This is a genomic window from Rhizobium sp. P1_E1 (assembly GCF_056406015.1).
Genome location: NZ_JBFUAY010000126.1, coordinates 1 through 14,985 on the forward strand (window position 1 = coordinate 1; position 14,985 = coordinate 14,985).

The window sequence follows — 14,985 nt, forward strand, 5'->3', positions numbered from 1 at the left end:
GTATATTCGCCGTTGCGCAGCTTGATGACGCTTGGGATCTTCACGAAGTCGACGCGGGCGCGGTAATCGAATGCGCCGGCGATCGTGGCACCCGAAATGATCAGAATGTTGAGGCCGCGATAATCCTCGACCAGCGCATGGGCGATGGCGCGACAGCGGCGCAGATGGCCGAGACCGAAGGTGTCGTGGCTGTACATGAGGATGCGCGCATCTTCGAGACGTCTGGACATGGGCATCCCTTCTGGGGTGAGCAACATACTTAGTACCCCCACCGTCCGGAGGCCAAGAGGTGGGGGCGGTGCCGTGATGCGCTGCCGCGTTTCCTGCTATTTGTAGGGATCTGCCGCATCACGCAAGCCGTCTCCCAGAAAGTTGAACGCCAAAATGACAAGAACAACAGGAATGATCGGATAGAGCAGCCATGGATAGAAGGCGATGACGCTGACGCTTTTTGCCTCGGTCAGCAAAATGCCCCAGCTGGTGATCGGCGGACGTAGGCCGAGGCCGAGAAAGGAGAGCGCGGTCTCCCCAAGGATCATGCCGGGGATTGAAATCGTCGCCGAAGCGATGAGATGCGACATGAAGCCCGGCACCAGATGCCGGCCGATGATTCGCGGCGTGCTGGCGCCCATCAGCTGTGCGGCCTGGACATAATCCTCCTCGCGCAGCGCCAGGAGTTTGGAGCGGACGGCACGCGCCAGCCCCGTCCAGTCGATGATGCCGAGGATGACGGTGATGCCGAAATAGATGACGATCGGGCTCCAGGTCACCGGCATGATGGCGGCCAGCGCCATCCACAGCGGCAGGCTCGGCAGCGATTGCAGCACTTCGATCAGGCGCTGGACGATGAGATCGAAAATGCCGCCGCGATAACCGGCAAGGCCGCCGATGACGATGCCGAGCACGAAGCTGATCGAAATGCCGATCAGACCGATCGTCAGCGATATCCGCGCGCCGTAGAGGATGCGCGAGAGGACGTCGCGGCCGAGCCGGTCGGTGCCGAGCAGGAACATCTGCCCGCCGATCGCCGGGCAGACGAGATGATAGTTCGACGCAACAACGCCCCAGAACTTAYAGGCATCGCCGCGGCAGAAGAAGCGGATCGGCTGCACGTCGTTCGTCTTGTCGGTATAGACCCGGTGCAGCGTGTCGATATCGAGCGTCATGCTGCGGCCGTAGACGAAGGGACCGACGAAGCTGCCCTTGTCGAAGAAGTGGATGGGTTGCGGCGGCGCGTGGATGAAATCGACATTGCGCGTGTGCAGCCCGTAGGGCGCCAGGAACTCGACGATCAGGATCATCAGGTAGACGGCGGCGAGAAAGATGCYGGAGATCAAGGCCAGCTTGTGCTGCTTGAACTTCCACCACATCAGCTGCTTTTGCGAGGCGAGATGGATGCGCGATTGCGCTGCCGTCATACTTTCGGTCGCACGCGGATCGAAAGGAGCTGTGGAGACGTAATGCGGAAGCGGCGCGCCGGGTGCGGGAAGGGGCGACATTATTTGGTGCTCCTGCCTTGCAGACGGATGCGGGGATCGAGGAAGCCGAGCGCGATGTCGGAGATCAGCACGCCGATGACGTTGAGGAAGGCCAGAAACATCAGGAAGGAGCCGGCGAGATACATGTCCTGGCTCTGCAGCGCCTTGATGAGCATCGGCCCTGTCGTCTCCAGCGACAGCACGATCGCGACGATCTCGGCGCCCGAGATGATCGACGGCAGGATCGAGCCGATATCGGCGACGAAGAAGTTGAGCGCCATGCGCAGCGGGTATTTGACCAGCGCCTTGAGCGGCGGCAGGCCCTTGGCGCGCGCGGTGACGACATACTGCTTCTGCATCTCGTCGAGCAGGTTGGCGCGCAGCCGCCGGATCATGCCGGCCGTGCCTGCCGTGCCGACGATGATGACCGGGATCCAGAGGTGAGAGAGGATCGATCGTGCCTTCTCCCAGCTCATGGGCGCCGAGATATATTGCTGGTCCATCAGATGGCCGATCGAGATGCCGAACCAGATATTGGCGAAATACATCAGGATCAGCGCCAGCATGAAGTTCGGAATGGCGATGCCCATCAGACCGAGGAAGGTCAGTCCGTAATCACCCCAGCTGTACTGGTGCGTGGCCGAATAGATGCCGATCGGAAAGGCGATCAGCCAGGTGAGCAGGATCGTCGTGAAGGAGACGAGCATCGTCAGCCACAGACGATCGCCGACCACGTCGGAGACCGGCAGCTGGTATTCGAAGGAATAGCCGAAATCGCCGTGCAGCATGCCGCCGACCCAATAGAAATAGCGCACGATCTCCGGCTTGTCGAAGCCGTATTGCTGGCGCATCTCCTCGATTTCCTGGAGATTGGCGGTCTCACCGGAGGCGCGCAACTCGGCGATCTGGCTCTCGAAGAAGTCGCCCGGCGGCAGCTCGATGATGGTGAAGACCAGCGCCGAAATGACGAAGAGCGTCGGCACCATGGCGGCGATGCGCCAGAGAATGTATCTGAGCACGCCTCAGGCCTCCTTGTACCAGAATGCATCCGGCATATAGACGCCGAGATAGGAGGTGGGATCGAAGCCGTAGAGCGCTCTCTCCGGCAAGTTCTGCAGCTTGGCGGCGCGAAGGATCGGCTGCAGCGTGCTGTTGATGAGGCCGATCGAGAACACCTGCTGCGTATAGAGCGACAGCATCTTGTGCCAGATCACCTGGCGCTCCTCGAATTTCGCCGTCGAGCCCCATTGGCTAAGCAGGTCGACCAGTTCCGCAGCCTCAGGCAGATCCGGTGCGACGCCCTCCTGGCCCGCGGAGAGGTAATGCATGCCCCAGAGCGGCCATTGCAGCTGATCGTCGAGTGTTGGCGCAAGGCCTGCGGGCGACATGTCGGCCGTCGGCACGCCATTGTCGAGGCCGTACCAGATCGACATCATGATCGAACCGCTCATCGCGCGGTTGCGGAAGACGTCGCGCTGCGAGGTGCGGGTATAAAGCGCAAGGCCGATATTGGCCCAGTGGTCGTGCACCAGCTCCAGTACGTCGGTATCGAGATTGCTCTCGCCGGCGGTCTCGACGGTGATCTCGGCGCGCCGTCCGTCGGGCAGCAGTCGGATGCCGTCGTCGTCGCGCTTGGTCAAGCCGAGCTCGTCGAGCAGGCGGTTGGCCTCGTCGGGATCGAACTTCACGAAGGCGTCGGCATATTCCTGCTTGAAAAGCGGGCTGTCGGGCAGGACGGTATCGGCGCTTGGCGTGCCGAGGCCGTAGAAAGCCACCATGTTGACCTCGTGCCGGTCGATCGCCAGCGACAAAGCGCGGCGAAGGCGCACATCGCGGAAGAGGCCGCGCCACACCTCATCGGCACAGTTGAGGTTCGGCAGCAGCGTGATGCGCGAACCGCGCGCGAGCTTCCAGAGATTGACCTTCACCGGGAAGCGCTTCTCGGCCTCCTTCAGGAAGGTGTAGTCGTTGAAATCGATGCCGGTTACCTGCAGGTCGGCTTCGCCTGCACCCGCCTTGGCGGCGATGATCGACGACGAGGAGACGTTGAGGATGAAACGGTCGAGATAGGGAAGCTGCCGGCCGGTCTCGTCGATGCGGTGGAAGAACGGGTTGCGCTCGAAGACGAACTGCTCGGACGGCAGCGGCGTCGTATTGCGCCAGGGATCGAGCGTCGGCAGGTTCGGATTTTCCGGACGATAGGAACGCGCCATCTTGATGTGCAGATCCTGCCATTTCTTGACGCGGTAGGTCTTCATCAGCTCGTCCATCTTCGCCTGGTCCGGCTGGAATTTCTTGTGGAACTGCTTGAGATAATGACCAGGGCCGAAGATGACGAGCGGCTGGGGGCCTGCCAATGTCGGCAGGAACATCGGGTTGGGTTTTTCCCAGGTGTAGCGCACGGTCAGCGGATCGAGCATCTCGAAGCGCGGCAGGCTGCCGTGCGGACGAAGCTCCAGCGCGCCGCCGCCGGGCGTCAGCTTGTCGTTCAGGATGACGTCTTCCCACCAGTAGCGGAAATCGTCGGCCGTGAACGGCTGGCCGTCGGACCATTTATGGCCCTCGCGCAGCGTGAAGGTGAAGACCGTGTCGTCTTCGGACTGGAAACCGGCCAGAATATCCGGCTGAAATTGCAGGTGCTTGTTGTAGCCGACCAGGCGGGCATAGCCGTAGATCGTCATGAAGCGGATGTCGCGCTGGCTGCCGATGATGGTGCGCACCGTGCCGCCGTAGGCACCGGGTTCGAGCCCCATCTCCTTCAGATTGACGATGCGTGGGCGCAGCGGAATGCGCTCGGCCATCGGCGGCAGGCTGCCTGATGTCAGCCGCTCCTTCAGGAATTCGGGTTCGGCGGCTTGTTGTGCCCTCAACACCGCGGGCGCGATCGCCGCACCGACGAGGCCGCCCAGGAATGTGCGACGCGTCACCATCCACGCAACTCCTTGGCATCGGCGCCCTTGCGGGCGCGCACCAGATGGCCGTCGCCGAGGTCGGCATAGGCAAGTTCGGAAGCGTCGTCATGCTCGGCGGTGAAGGTCACGCCCCAGTTCTGCTTGTCGGCGGCGCCGTTCTCCCTGAGCGCCTTGAAATCGAGCGGTCGGTCGAGATCGGGGAAGGGGACGGCGGCAAGCAGCGATTTCGTATACGGGTGCACCGGATCGCGCAGGATGATCTCGCGCGGCGCGATTTCGACGATGCGGCCCTTGCACATCACCGCGATGCGGTCGGCCATGTAATCGACGACGGCGAGATTGTGCGAAATGAAGAGATAGGTAAGCCCCAGCTCCTTCTGCAGGTCCTTCAACAGGTTGAGGATCTGCGCCTGCACGGAGACGTCGAGGGCCGAAACCGGCTCATCGAGGATGACGAGCTTCGGGCCGAGCGCGAGTGCGCGGGCGATGCCAATGCGCTGGCGCTGGCCGCCCGAAAAACTGTGCGGGTAACGGCTGAGATAACGTTTGTCGAGGCCGATTGCCGCCATCAATCCTTCGACCTTGCGCTTGCGCTCGTCACTGTCGCCGCGGTCATGGATCTCGAGCGGTTCGCTCAGGATGTTGCGCACCGTCATGCGCGGCGAGAGCGAGGAGACCGGATCCTGGAACACCATCTGGATCTTGGTCCGCATGTCCTGCAGTTCGGAGCCTTTGACCGAGAGGACGTCGACGACCTCCTTGCCGTCGTTGAACACCACGGCGCCGCTGTCCGGCGTGATGGCGCGCATCAGGATCTTGCTGAGCGTCGTCTTGCCGCAACCGGATTCCCCGACCAGGCCAAGACATTCGCCGCGGCGGATGTCGAAGCTGACGTCGTCGACGGCGCGCAAGACGGTGGCTTCGTGCTTACCGAAGAAACTCCGCTTGCGCGTCTTGTAAGTCTTCGAGAGATTGGCGACGGATAGCAGGATGCCTGGCGTCTCTGCCTGGAGCGGCTTCTTCTTGCCGACGAGGGACTCGAGATTGACCGTTACCTCGCGCAGCGCTTTCAGCCGCTCGCCGGGTTTCATGTCGAAATGCGGAACGGCGGCCATCAGGCCCTTGAGATAGGGGTGCTGCGGATTGCGGAAGATATCCTCGACCGGCCCGGCCTCCATGATCTCGCCGTGATAGATGACGACCACCTCGTCGGCCATGTTGGCGACGATGCCGAGATCGTGGGTGATGAGCAGCATGGCCATGCCGAGCTTGGCCTGCAGCTCGCGGAGCAATTCGAGGATCTGCGCCTGGATCGTCACGTCGAGCGCCGTCGTCGGCTCGTCGGCGATCAGAAGCGCCGGCTTGCAGATCAGCGCCATGGCGATCATCGCGCGCTGGCGCATGCCGCCGGACAGTTCGAACGGATACATGTCGTAGGTGCGATGCGGGTTGGAAAAGCCGACCAGGCCGAGCATCTCCTCGGTCTTTTCGCGCGCTTCCTGCTTGTCGGTTTCGGTGTGGATCAGGAGCACTTCGCTGATCTGATTGCCGATCGTATGCAGCGGCGAGAGCGAGGTCATCGGCTCCTGGAAGATCGTCGCCATGCGCCGGCCGCGCAGGTCGCGCATTTCCTCGCTGTCGCGCGGAAAGGACAGGATATCGGTCGTGCTGCCGTCGAGCGGATCGGTGAAGAGGATTCGGCCGGAGGCCTTGGCCGGATTGGGCAAGATGCCCATGACCGACTGGCTGATCACCGATTTTCCGGAGCCGGATTCACCGACGAGAGCGGTGACTTTGCCCGGAAGGATGCGAAGATTGGCTTCTTTTACGACGCGTAACCGGTCACCGAAAACCGAGAAGGAGACGTCGAGATTTTCAATACGCAACAGATCTGCCGCAGACGCCATACCAATGAAATTCCCCAGTCTTCTATGTTCCCGTTAAGGCACACTATCGTACCGCAAACGGGGTGTCTAGCTGATGACAATCATAGAAAAACCAGCATGTCCCGCCGAAGTTCCCCAGGCGAGACGCGCAGATTATGAGAGGGGTTGTAAGCTCTTACTGGATGAATTTCTCCATGCTGGTGCGCTTGACCTGTTTCTTGGCGTCGCGATGCAGGAGAATGACCTGCTCGGCTTCTGAAAGTCCGTTCTGCACGGCCTCGCGGAAGCTCTCGTCGACATTGATTGCAGGCGCCGGCGCGCGAGGCTGCAGCACCGTGACCTTCTGGCGGATGCCGCGCAGCTTCTCTTCGCCGAGCGTCGTCCATTCGCCGCCGCAATAACCGGCGAAGGCCTGGCTGGCGACGACCTCGCGGCCATATTTCTTGGTCAGGATCTGCAGACGCTGGACCTCGTTAACCGCCGAGCCGAAGGCGGAGAAGGTCAGGCGGTCCTTGAGGCCGACATTGCCGAACATGACATTGCCGACATGCAGGCCGATGCCGTAGCCGACCCTGGACAGGCCTTTCTGCTCACGGTCCCTGTTGAGCTCGGCGACCCGCGCCTGCGCCTGGTGGACGGCCGAAAGCGCTGCCTCGCAGGCAATTTTCGATGGGTCCTTGTGGCGCCCGCAAGGATAGACGGCGAGGAAGCCGTCGCCGAGGAAACTCAGGATCTCGCCGCCATTGCGGTTGAAGGGGGCGGCGATCGCATCGAAGAACTGGTTCAGCGTGTCGATATAGGCCTGCCGGCCTTCCTTTTCGGCATACATGGTGGATTCGCGCATGTCGCCCATGACGAGGGCTGCGCGGATCGTCTCACCGTCGCCCCGGCGGATCTGGCCGTTCAGCACCCGCTTGCCGGCGTCGCCGCCGAGATAGGTGGTCAGCATGTTGTTGGCGAGCTTGCCCAGCACCGCCATCTTGGCGGCGACCGCCAGATGGTTCTGCATCCTGAGCAGCGCATCGATCATGTCGTCGGAAAAGCCGGTGTTATGGTCCGTCGACCAGGAACCCATCATGCCCTGCACCGAGCCGTCGCCGAAGGGCTGCACGAAGGCCAGGTAATCGGTGATGCTGTCCTTACGCAGGTCCTCGAAAATGGGAAATTCGTTCGGCCCATCCTGCATCAGCCGGCGGCGGATGTGCTGCAGATTGTTGTCGAGCAGGTAATAATAAGGGCTCTGCAGGAAGCGATCCGGCTTCTGTCCGGCGGGCATGCGGAAGCCCTCGATGGTGACGCCGCTGGCGCGCCGCCAGGTGAAGCTGAGCGCGTCGTAGAGCGGATGCAGCATCGAGAAAGAAAGATGCACGCGCGCAAGTGGCAGGCCCGCAGCCGTGAGCCTTTCGCAGAAACCGCGGACGATATTTTCAAGCTCGTCTCCGGCCAGCGAAGAGTTCGTCAGCCATTCAGCGACCCGGTCCAACAGGATGGAGGACACGCTGGATTCGATCGTGCTCATTCTCGGTATGATCCTCATAAGGCACGCCATCCCCAAGAGCCAAAAGTCCCTCGGCCGGCACATTTTCATGCGCAGGTCACAAGGAAATCAGGATGTACGAGCGGTATTATTGTGTCAACGGATCTGCCGAAAGCCCGGCAGCGGCGCCCCTCAGCTCCCCATATCGGGAGATCGGACGGGTTGTCCTTTCCAGGTGGTTCATTATCAAAAGTCAAAATAGGGATGCTGCAAATGCGAAACAATGGGATGCGCATTTTTTTGTGCGCTCAAGTTGCAGCAAGGGCCGTCACCGAGTCATTTCGGCCACACCCGGTCAGCCACATCCGATAAGCATCGCAAGGGGTCGCGGCCGTGTTTTCTGCTCCTCTCGTCACCGGAGAGACGGAGCCCGGGTTTAATTTGCCCAGATCATGCATTAGATCAGCCTTCTCTTCCCCGTTTGAAAGATCCCGCCTTGGCCTTCTCCTCCTTCGATACGCTTTTGCAGAAGATCGAAACCCGCGCGGCGCGTGCCGGTATCATCGGCCTCGGCTATGTCGGTCTGCCGCTGGCGATGGCGGTGGCGCGCAGCGGCTTTGCGGTCACCGGCTTCGACATCGATCCAGGCAAGATGGTGGCTCTCGATGCCCGCCGCTCCTATATCGACGCGGTGAGCGACGCAGCACTTTCCGCCGAGATCGATGCGGGACGCTTCAAAGCGACGATCGATTTCGCCGGCCTCGACGAGTGTGACGTCATCATCATCTGCGTGCCGACTCCACTCACCAAGCATCGCGATCCCGATCTTTCCTTCGTCGAGGCGACGTCGCGCTCGATCGCCGCGCACCTGCGCACCGGTCAGCTCGTCGTGCTGGAGTCGACCACTTATCCCGGCACGACCGACGATGTGGTAAAGGTCATTCTCGAACGCACCGGGCTGAAATCCGGCTCAGACTTCTTCGTCGGTTTCTCGCCGGAGCGCGAAGATCCCGGCAACCAGCACTATCATACCGCGACGATCCCGAAGGTCGTCGCCGGCGACGGGGCCGAGGCGCTGGCGCTGATGAAGGCCTTCTATGGCGCGGCCGTATCGTCCGTCGTTCCGGTCTCTTCGAATGCGACGGCMGAGGCGGTGAAGCTCACCGAAAACATCTTCCGCTCGGTCAACATCGCCCTCGTCAACGAGCTGAAGACCGTCTATGCGGCGATGGGCATCGACGTCTGGGAGGTCATCGATGCGGCCAAGACCAAGCCCTTCGGCTACATGCCCTTCTATCCCGGCCCCGGTCTCGGCGGCCATTGCATCCCGATCGATCCCTTCTACCTCACCTGGAAATCGCGCGAATACGAGCTGCCGACCCGTTTCATCGAACTTGCCGGCGAGATCAATTCGGCAATGCCGCGTCATGTCGTCGGCAAGCTTGCGGAGGCGCTCGACATTCGCGCTGGCAAGGCGTTGAGCCGCAGCAAGGTGCTGGTGCTCGGGCTCGCCTACAAGAAGAACGTCGCTGATATAAGAGAGAGCCCGTCGCTGCGGCTGATCGAGATCATCGAGGAGCGTGGCGGACGGGCGGATTATCACGATCCCTTCGTCGCCGAGATCCCGCCGACGCGCGAATACCAGGCGCTGAAGGGCCGCAAATCGGTGGCGCTGACGCCGGAGACCATCGCCGGCTACGATGCGGTGTTGGTCGCGACCGACCACGACAAGGTGGACTATGCGACGCTCGCAAAAAACGCCTCGCTGATTGTCGACACGCGCAACGTCTTCAACCGGCTTGGCCTCTCGGCCGATCACGTCATCAAGGCGTGACGGAAACAGCCGAAAGCGACTTGCCGGTGATCTGGCTGGCGGCCACCGCATAACCGCCGGCGGCGCCATCGATGAAATGGATGTGATCGCGCGCGATCGGCGTCGGCACGAAGCAGGTCATCAGCGCTGAGGATTGCCGATGCAGGCCGTAGCGGGCCACACCCTTGGCTTGGGCCTGTTGCAGCAAAGTCTCGATGCGCTTCAGGTGTTCGGCGTCGACGTCGATCGTCATCTTCAGCCCGTCGTCGAACTTGCGGAAATCGGAATTGTCGGCGACGTCGCGCTTGTAGCGGCGGGCATCGAAGCGGCCGAGCGGAATGCCGAGCCTGTAGCACGCGACGGTGATGCCGAGCTGCAGGAAGATGAAGAGCTTCTGCCACAACCGCCGGCGCGGTGGCGCGGTGGCCTTGGCCTCGCGATTGATACCATGCAGCGAGAAGGCAAGGTCCGGACCATCGGCCGGTACCGGATGGCTGTCCCGGTTCTGCTCGGTGGTGATGGCGACGATGCCGCTGACGAGCTCTTGAAATTCCCGGCCTGGCCGGCCTTCGCCGGGCACGGCGATAATCGAGACGATCTCGCCGTTTCTAGCATCGATCGGGCTCCACCGGCAGGAGAGACCGGTGAGATCCGGGCGGGTTCCAGCGGGCGCGCGGGCAATGCCGTAACGGCCGAGTTTCATCTGTCTTTCGGCCCAGCTGGTGCCGCCGCCCCAGAACATCGCATAGGTGACATAAGGGCTTGCGGAGTAACGTGCGACGCGGACGTCGAGGCCCTCGGYGCGGGTGTCGGCGACCGGCACGATGGCGATGCGCAGCACCAGGTTCAGATCCTCCTCGACCCAGACCTGCGCGGCGGCAAGAGCCTCGCGTGCCGCCGCCTCCAGTGAACCCGGAAGTGCGATCAGCGCGCCGTCGCCGCCGAAGACGAAGGGATAGTCGCCCTTGCCGACGGAATTCAACACCGCTGAAATGACGCTGGCGCCCGCCATGTTGACGTCCTTGTAACGGCCGGCGCCGATCGCCTGCGTCGAGCCGACGATATCGGCGAGCGCCATCACCCATCCATCCGGCAGCGGCCGGTAGTTGGCGGCGTCGGTCACGCCCTCGAATTCGCTGAAGAGCGGCACTTCGGCAAAGAAATCTTCGTCGGTCACGGTTTTCATGTCATCGAGCTTAGCACAGACCCATGTTGCCACTGCAACGCCAATTCCCATTTACGGCAATCGACTTGGCGAGGTTTCATGTGTTAGAGCCTTTTCTGGTTTCCGGGACACTCGGAAACGCTCTATCTTTTTGTTTTTACGCAATTCCGAACGCAAAACCGCTGCCGCACTTTTTGCTGGAATTGCTCCAGGACCGCTAACGATTTCATGACGGATACGGATTAGATGAGCCGCCTCGACAGCTTCATTCGCCGGTTGACGGCTCAACGCGACATTCTGAACTCGATCATCGATCTGGTGGGGGAAATTGAGGGCCCGGTTCTGGAGTTCGGCCTTGGCAACGGCCGCACCTATGATCACCTGCGCGAGAACTTTCCCGGCCGGCGCATTGTCGCTTTCGACTGGGAAGTCCGTTCCTATTCGGCCTCGACACCAGAGGCGCAAGACATGGTCACTGGCAATATCCGCGAGTCCGGCCAGGCCTTCGTCGGCATCGGTGCAGCCCTTGCCCATGCCGATATCGGCACCGGCCATGACGAGATCGACGCGGTGACACTGACGTGGTTGCCACAGCTGATGGCCGGCGTGCTTGCCCACAACGGTGTCGCCGTCAGCGGGCTGCCGCTGGAGCATCCCGAGCTGGTGGCGCTGCCGCTGCCAGACGGGATCAAGGAAGGCCGTTATTTCCTCTATCGGAGGACGTAAAGGAATCTGCCGCAATTCAAAGTGCTACAGCGTCCTTACGCGTCTGAAAAGAAGCGGGGCGCTGTAGTGTTTCGGTTCACGCCACCAGACCCTTGGTCAGCTCCAGCGCCTGCCGTTCGAACAGCCGGCGATAGATACCGTTGTTAAGCCGGATCAGCGCCTGGTGGTCGCCTTCTTCAACGATATTTCCCTTGTCGAAGACCAGCAGCCGGTCCAGCGCTCGCACCGTGGACAGCCGGTGCGCGATGACAAGCGTCGTGCGGCCGCTCATCAGGCGTTCCATGGCCTGCTGGATCTGCACTTCGCTCTCACTGTCGAGGCTCGATGTCGCTTCGTCCAGGATCAGCACCGGCGCATCAGCCAGGAAGGCACGGGCAATGGCGACACGCTGCCGCTCGCCGCCCGACAGCTTGACGCCGCGTTCCCCCACCAGTGTCTCATAGCCCTTGGGAAGGTCCATGATGAAGTCGTGGGCGCTCGCCTGTTTCGCTGCGTGCTCGATCTCGCGGCGCGAGGCGTTCGGCCTGCTATAGGCGATGTTTTCCGCCAGCGTGCGGTGGAACAGAATGGGCTCCTGCTGCACGATGGCGATCTGGCCGCGCAGGCTGGATTGCCTAACACCTGCGATATCCTGCCCGTCAATGCGGATTGCGCCCGAGTTCACGTCATAGAGGCGCTGGATGAGCTTGACGAAGGTGGTCTTGCCGGAGCCCGAATGCCCCACCAGGCCCACGCGCTCACCCGGCTTGATGATGACCGAAAAATCCTCATAAAGCGGGGTGGGATGAGCGCCATATTGGAAGGTGACGCGATCGAAGACGATCTCGCCCTCGCCAATCTTGATAGGCTTGGCGTTCGGCTTGTCCTCGATGCCAAGCGGCATCTTGTCGAGCAGCACCAGTTCTTCCATGTCGTTGACGGCACGCTGCAGATTGCGGATGTCCTGGCCGACATTGCGCAGATAGCCTTGCAGAACGAAGAACATGGCCAGCACGAAGGTGATGTCGCCAGGCGTCGCCAGCCCCTGCTGCCACATCACCAGGCCCGTTCCCAAAATACCGGCCTGCATGGAAACCATCATGAAGCCCTGGATCGTGCCGCTCAATGTGCCGCGCTTCCATGTCCGCCGCGTGCGGCTGTCCCATCTGGCCAGCACCTGGCCCAGTCGCGTCTCTTCGCGGCTCTCGGCCCCGAAGGCCTTGACCACCGAATTGCAGCTGATGGCATCCGCCAGTGCGCCACCAAGCTTGGTGTCCCAGGCATTGGCAAGCCTTGCCGCCGGCGACACGAAGCCCATGGAAAGCGCCACGGTGACACCGATATAGATCAGCGAGCCCGCAGCCACGATCAGGCCCATGATGGGCCAGTAGCTGCCGAGCACGATGCTGGCGCCGACCAGCATGACGATGGACGGCAGCAGCGCTACCAGCAGCAGATCGTTAAGCGCGTCGAGCGCCCACATGCCGCGGGTGATCTTGCGCACCGTCGAACCGGCAAAGCTGTTGGCGTGCCAGTCGGTCGAGAACCGCTGCACCTTGTGGAAACCGTTATTGACCACATCCGCCATGGTGCGCAGCGTCAGCCGGATGATGCCGTTGAAGATGAACCAGCGCAGTGCCACGCTGGTCAGGCCCAGAGCCACGACGATGACGAAGGCGCGCAGCGCCCGGTCAGCCGCATTGCCGCCGGCAATGGCATCGACGATCTCGCCTGAGAAAACCGGCACCATGACTTCTGCCAGGGTGCTTGATATCACCAACACGATGATACCGCCCACCAAGACAGGCCGATGGCGCCAATGATGGAAAACAAAGCCGAGCACATGGCGATAGGCATCGGCGCGGAAATCGAGCTTCTTGCGAGTCATTTTAATCGCTCGGCGCCGTGTCGGCGACCGGTCCTCAAAATAGAGAGTTGGATGGCACAGCCCAAGCGGGAGACGAAATGATCCCGTCAGATCAATCGGGCTATGAATTAAGGGAAAACCGCATGTCGGGCGCGCTTAAGGCGGGCCGCGAATGGAAATGACCTAGCGTCGGGACATTCCGCACGGGAAGGTTTCGATGATTGCTGGCATGCAACGCCTCCCTTGTGTTCGAACTAAAGCGGTGAGCGTTTTGTACCGAAGCAATGCGCCATTGCCAAGCGGATTTTTGCAACCTTACGGAAAGTGATGCGGAAACGACACACCTTGTGCGCTTGCCACGAGACGGTTGGGCCGGCGTGCTCGCCCGTAGCGGCGGCGCCGTCGGTGGTCTGCCGCTGGAGCACCCCGAGCTTCTGCCTCTGCCTGCCGACGTGAAGGAGGGCCGTTATTTCCTCTACCGCAGGACGTAATCCCCGCTCAAGAAGCGCAGGAATAGGATGTGGCCGGGAGCGCGGTCAGTTTTGCCTCGAAGTCGGCTGCGATTTTGTCCAGCGTCACGCTGTCCAATCGTCGCAGCAGCAGGGCCTGGGCTTCCTTCATCGCGTCGCCAAGGGCGACATTCACCGCCTGTTCCACAAGGCATTGCGGCTGGTCGTCGGCCGGGCCAATGGCGAAGAGATGCGGTTCGCCGATGGCGTTGTAGACGTCGAGCAGGGTGATCTCGGACAGCGGACGTACCAGCGTCCAGCCGCCGCCATGGCCTTTTTCGGAGCGGACGTAGCCCTGTTCGCGAAGACCGGCCATGGTGCGGCGGACGACGACGGGATTGGTGTTCAGCATTTTCGCAATCATGTCGGAGGTCGAAGCGTGCTGGTGCTTATCCATGTGGATCAGCACGTGCAGCATGCGTGAAAGGCGGCTGTCGTTGCGCATGGTTCTCTTCCTGTCGATCGGGCGGGTCATTATCGCAAGCGGATCGTAACAAGACAAGTAACATGATGCTTGACGGCGCCAGATCATGTAACTTATGTTGAGTCGTGAGTTCCATATCAAGGGAGAGTTCCATGTCGTTCGAAGCCATCGTCATCGGCGGAAACTTCGCCGGCTTGTCGGCAGCGATGCAGCTGGCCCGGGCACGGCGGCGGGTTCTGCTGGTTGACGCCGGCGCGCCGCGCAATCGGTTTTCTGAAGCGTCGCACGGCTTCCTCGGCCAGGACGGCCAAACGCCGGCGGCGATCATGCAAGAGGGAAAGCAGCAGCTTTCGCTTTATCCGACCATCACCATCCGCCAGGGGAAAGTCGTTCGGGCACGGAGGGATGGTGACGCGTTCATTGTCGGCACCGAAGACGGCGGCGAAGAACGAGCCGCGCGCATCGTGCTCGCAACCGGCGTCAGCGACACGCTGCCCGAGATCCCCGGCCTCAAGGAGCGATGGGGCCGCTCCGCGCTGCACTGCCCCTATTGCCACGGTTACGAGGTGGGCGGCGGCAAGCTCGGCGTTCTCGCAAACCATCCGCATTCGGCCCATTCGGCCATGATGATTCCGGACTGGGGAGCAACGACCTTTTTCACCCAGGCGCTGTTCGAGCCCGATGAAGAGCAATTGCTGAAGCTGAGCGCCCGGGGCGTTCGGATCGAACGCAGCCCTATCGTCGAATTG

At 61.7% G+C, this 14,985-nt stretch carries 11 protein-coding genes and 2 pseudogenes; 4 read left to right on the top strand and 9 right to left on the bottom strand.

The window, feature by feature from the left end:
• The 6 genes and pseudogenes from AC1D1Z_RS27295 to AC1D1Z_RS27320 all read right to left on the bottom strand — a co-directional run.
• A pseudogene (locus AC1D1Z_RS27295) lies at positions 1 to 230 on the bottom strand (hypothetical protein); the annotation flags it as partial.
• Between the two features lie 96 nt (positions 231 to 326).
• The gene (locus AC1D1Z_RS27300; RefSeq protein WP_477852162.1) at positions 327 to 1,499 is read right to left on the bottom strand and encodes an ABC transporter permease; all 1,173 of its coding nucleotides are present in this window, start codon (positions 1,497 to 1,499) and stop codon (positions 327 to 329) included.
• Positions 1,499 to 2,497 carry an ABC transporter permease gene (locus AC1D1Z_RS27305; protein WP_018448785.1) on the bottom strand — a complete coding sequence of 333 codons (999 nt, stop codon included), beginning with the start codon at positions 2,495 to 2,497 and terminating at the stop codon, positions 1,499 to 1,501. Before AC1D1Z_RS27305 ends, AC1D1Z_RS27300 begins: the two co-directional genes overlap by 1 nt.
• 3 nt (positions 2,498 to 2,500) lie before the next feature.
• Positions 2,501 to 4,408: an ABC transporter substrate-binding protein gene (locus tag AC1D1Z_RS27310; RefSeq protein WP_018448786.1), complete on the bottom strand. Its 1,908-nt coding sequence runs from the start codon at positions 4,406 to 4,408 to the stop codon at positions 2,501 to 2,503.
• On the bottom strand, positions 4,402 to 6,297 hold the full coding sequence (locus tag AC1D1Z_RS27315) for an ABC transporter ATP-binding protein (protein WP_018448787.1): 1,896 nt from the start codon (positions 6,295 to 6,297) through the stop codon (positions 4,402 to 4,404). Before AC1D1Z_RS27315 ends, AC1D1Z_RS27310 begins: the two co-directional genes overlap by 7 nt.
• 154 nt (positions 6,298 to 6,451) lie before the next feature.
• Positions 6,452 to 7,795, bottom strand: coding sequence for an adenylate/guanylate cyclase domain-containing protein (locus AC1D1Z_RS27320; protein ID WP_446960700.1), 1,344 nt, complete (start codon positions 7,793 to 7,795; stop codon positions 6,452 to 6,454).
• A 454-nt stretch (positions 7,796 to 8,249) separates the two neighbouring features.
• Between AC1D1Z_RS27320 and AC1D1Z_RS27325 the strand changes: the two genes are divergently transcribed.
• Entirely contained in the window at positions 8,250 to 9,587 is a 1,338-nt protein-coding gene (locus tag AC1D1Z_RS27325) for a nucleotide sugar dehydrogenase (protein WP_446986956.1), read from the top strand.
• On the opposite strand, the gene AC1D1Z_RS27330 is transcribed toward AC1D1Z_RS27325, so the two are convergent.
• Positions 9,577 to 10,803, bottom strand: a complete 1,227-nt coding sequence (locus tag AC1D1Z_RS27330; protein ID WP_477852164.1) for a DUF3095 domain-containing protein — start codon at positions 10,801 to 10,803, stop codon at positions 9,577 to 9,579. The genes AC1D1Z_RS27325 and AC1D1Z_RS27330 overlap by 11 nt on opposite strands.
• A 174-nt stretch (positions 10,804 to 10,977) precedes the next feature.
• On the opposite strand from AC1D1Z_RS27330, the gene AC1D1Z_RS27335 reads away from it, so the two are divergent.
• A complete protein-coding gene (locus AC1D1Z_RS27335) occupies positions 10,978 to 11,457 on the top strand; it encodes a class I SAM-dependent methyltransferase (protein ID WP_018448791.1) in 480 nt (159 codons plus the stop codon).
• Positions 11,458 to 11,533: 76 nt separating this feature from the next.
• Here AC1D1Z_RS27335 and AC1D1Z_RS27340 read toward each other — a convergent pair whose 3' ends face one another.
• A complete protein-coding gene (locus AC1D1Z_RS27340; RefSeq protein WP_018246268.1) occupies positions 11,534 to 13,324 on the bottom strand; it encodes an ABC transporter ATP-binding protein in 1,791 nt (596 codons plus the stop codon).
• Positions 13,325 to 13,674: 350 nt separating this feature from the next.
• Here AC1D1Z_RS27340 and AC1D1Z_RS27345 point away from each other — a divergent pair.
• Positions 13,675 to 13,794, top strand: a pseudogene (locus AC1D1Z_RS27345) (class I SAM-dependent methyltransferase); the annotation flags it as partial.
• A 7-nt stretch (positions 13,795 to 13,801) separates the two neighbouring features.
• On the opposite strand, the gene AC1D1Z_RS27350 reads toward AC1D1Z_RS27345, so the two are convergent.
• Entirely contained in the window at positions 13,802 to 14,257 is a 456-nt protein-coding gene (locus AC1D1Z_RS27350; protein ID WP_018246270.1) for an Rrf2 family transcriptional regulator, read from the bottom strand.
• A 131-nt stretch (positions 14,258 to 14,388) separates the two neighbouring features.
• On the opposite strand from AC1D1Z_RS27350, the gene AC1D1Z_RS27355 reads away from it, so the two are divergent.
• The coding region (locus AC1D1Z_RS27355) for an NAD(P)/FAD-dependent oxidoreductase (RefSeq protein ID WP_477852166.1) at positions 14,389 to 14,985 on the top strand (597 nt) is incomplete at its 3' end.

Excerpts from the sequence above, each read along its gene's own strand:
- AC1D1Z_RS27310 (WP_018448786.1), bottom strand. The coding sequence starts at position 4,408 with ATGGTGACGCGTCGCACATTCCTGGGCGGCCTCGTCGGTGCGGCGATC.
- AC1D1Z_RS27315 (WP_018448787.1), bottom strand. The coding sequence starts at position 6,297 with ATGGCGTCTGCGGCAGATCTGTTGCGTATTGAAAATCTCGACGTCTCC.
- AC1D1Z_RS27320 (WP_446960700.1), bottom strand. The coding sequence starts at position 7,795 with ATGAGCACGATCGAATCCAGCGTGTCCTCCATCCTGTTGGACCGGGTC.
- AC1D1Z_RS27335 (WP_018448791.1), top strand. The coding sequence starts at position 10,978 with ATGAGCCGCCTCGACAGCTTCATTCGCCGGTTGACGGCTCAACGCGAC.
- AC1D1Z_RS27340 (WP_018246268.1), bottom strand. The coding sequence starts at position 13,324 with ATGACTCGCAAGAAGCTCGATTTCCGCGCCGATGCCTATCGCCATGTG.
- AC1D1Z_RS27350 (WP_018246270.1), bottom strand. The coding sequence starts at position 14,257 with ATGCGCAACGACAGCCGCCTTTCACGCATGCTGCACGTGCTGATCCAC.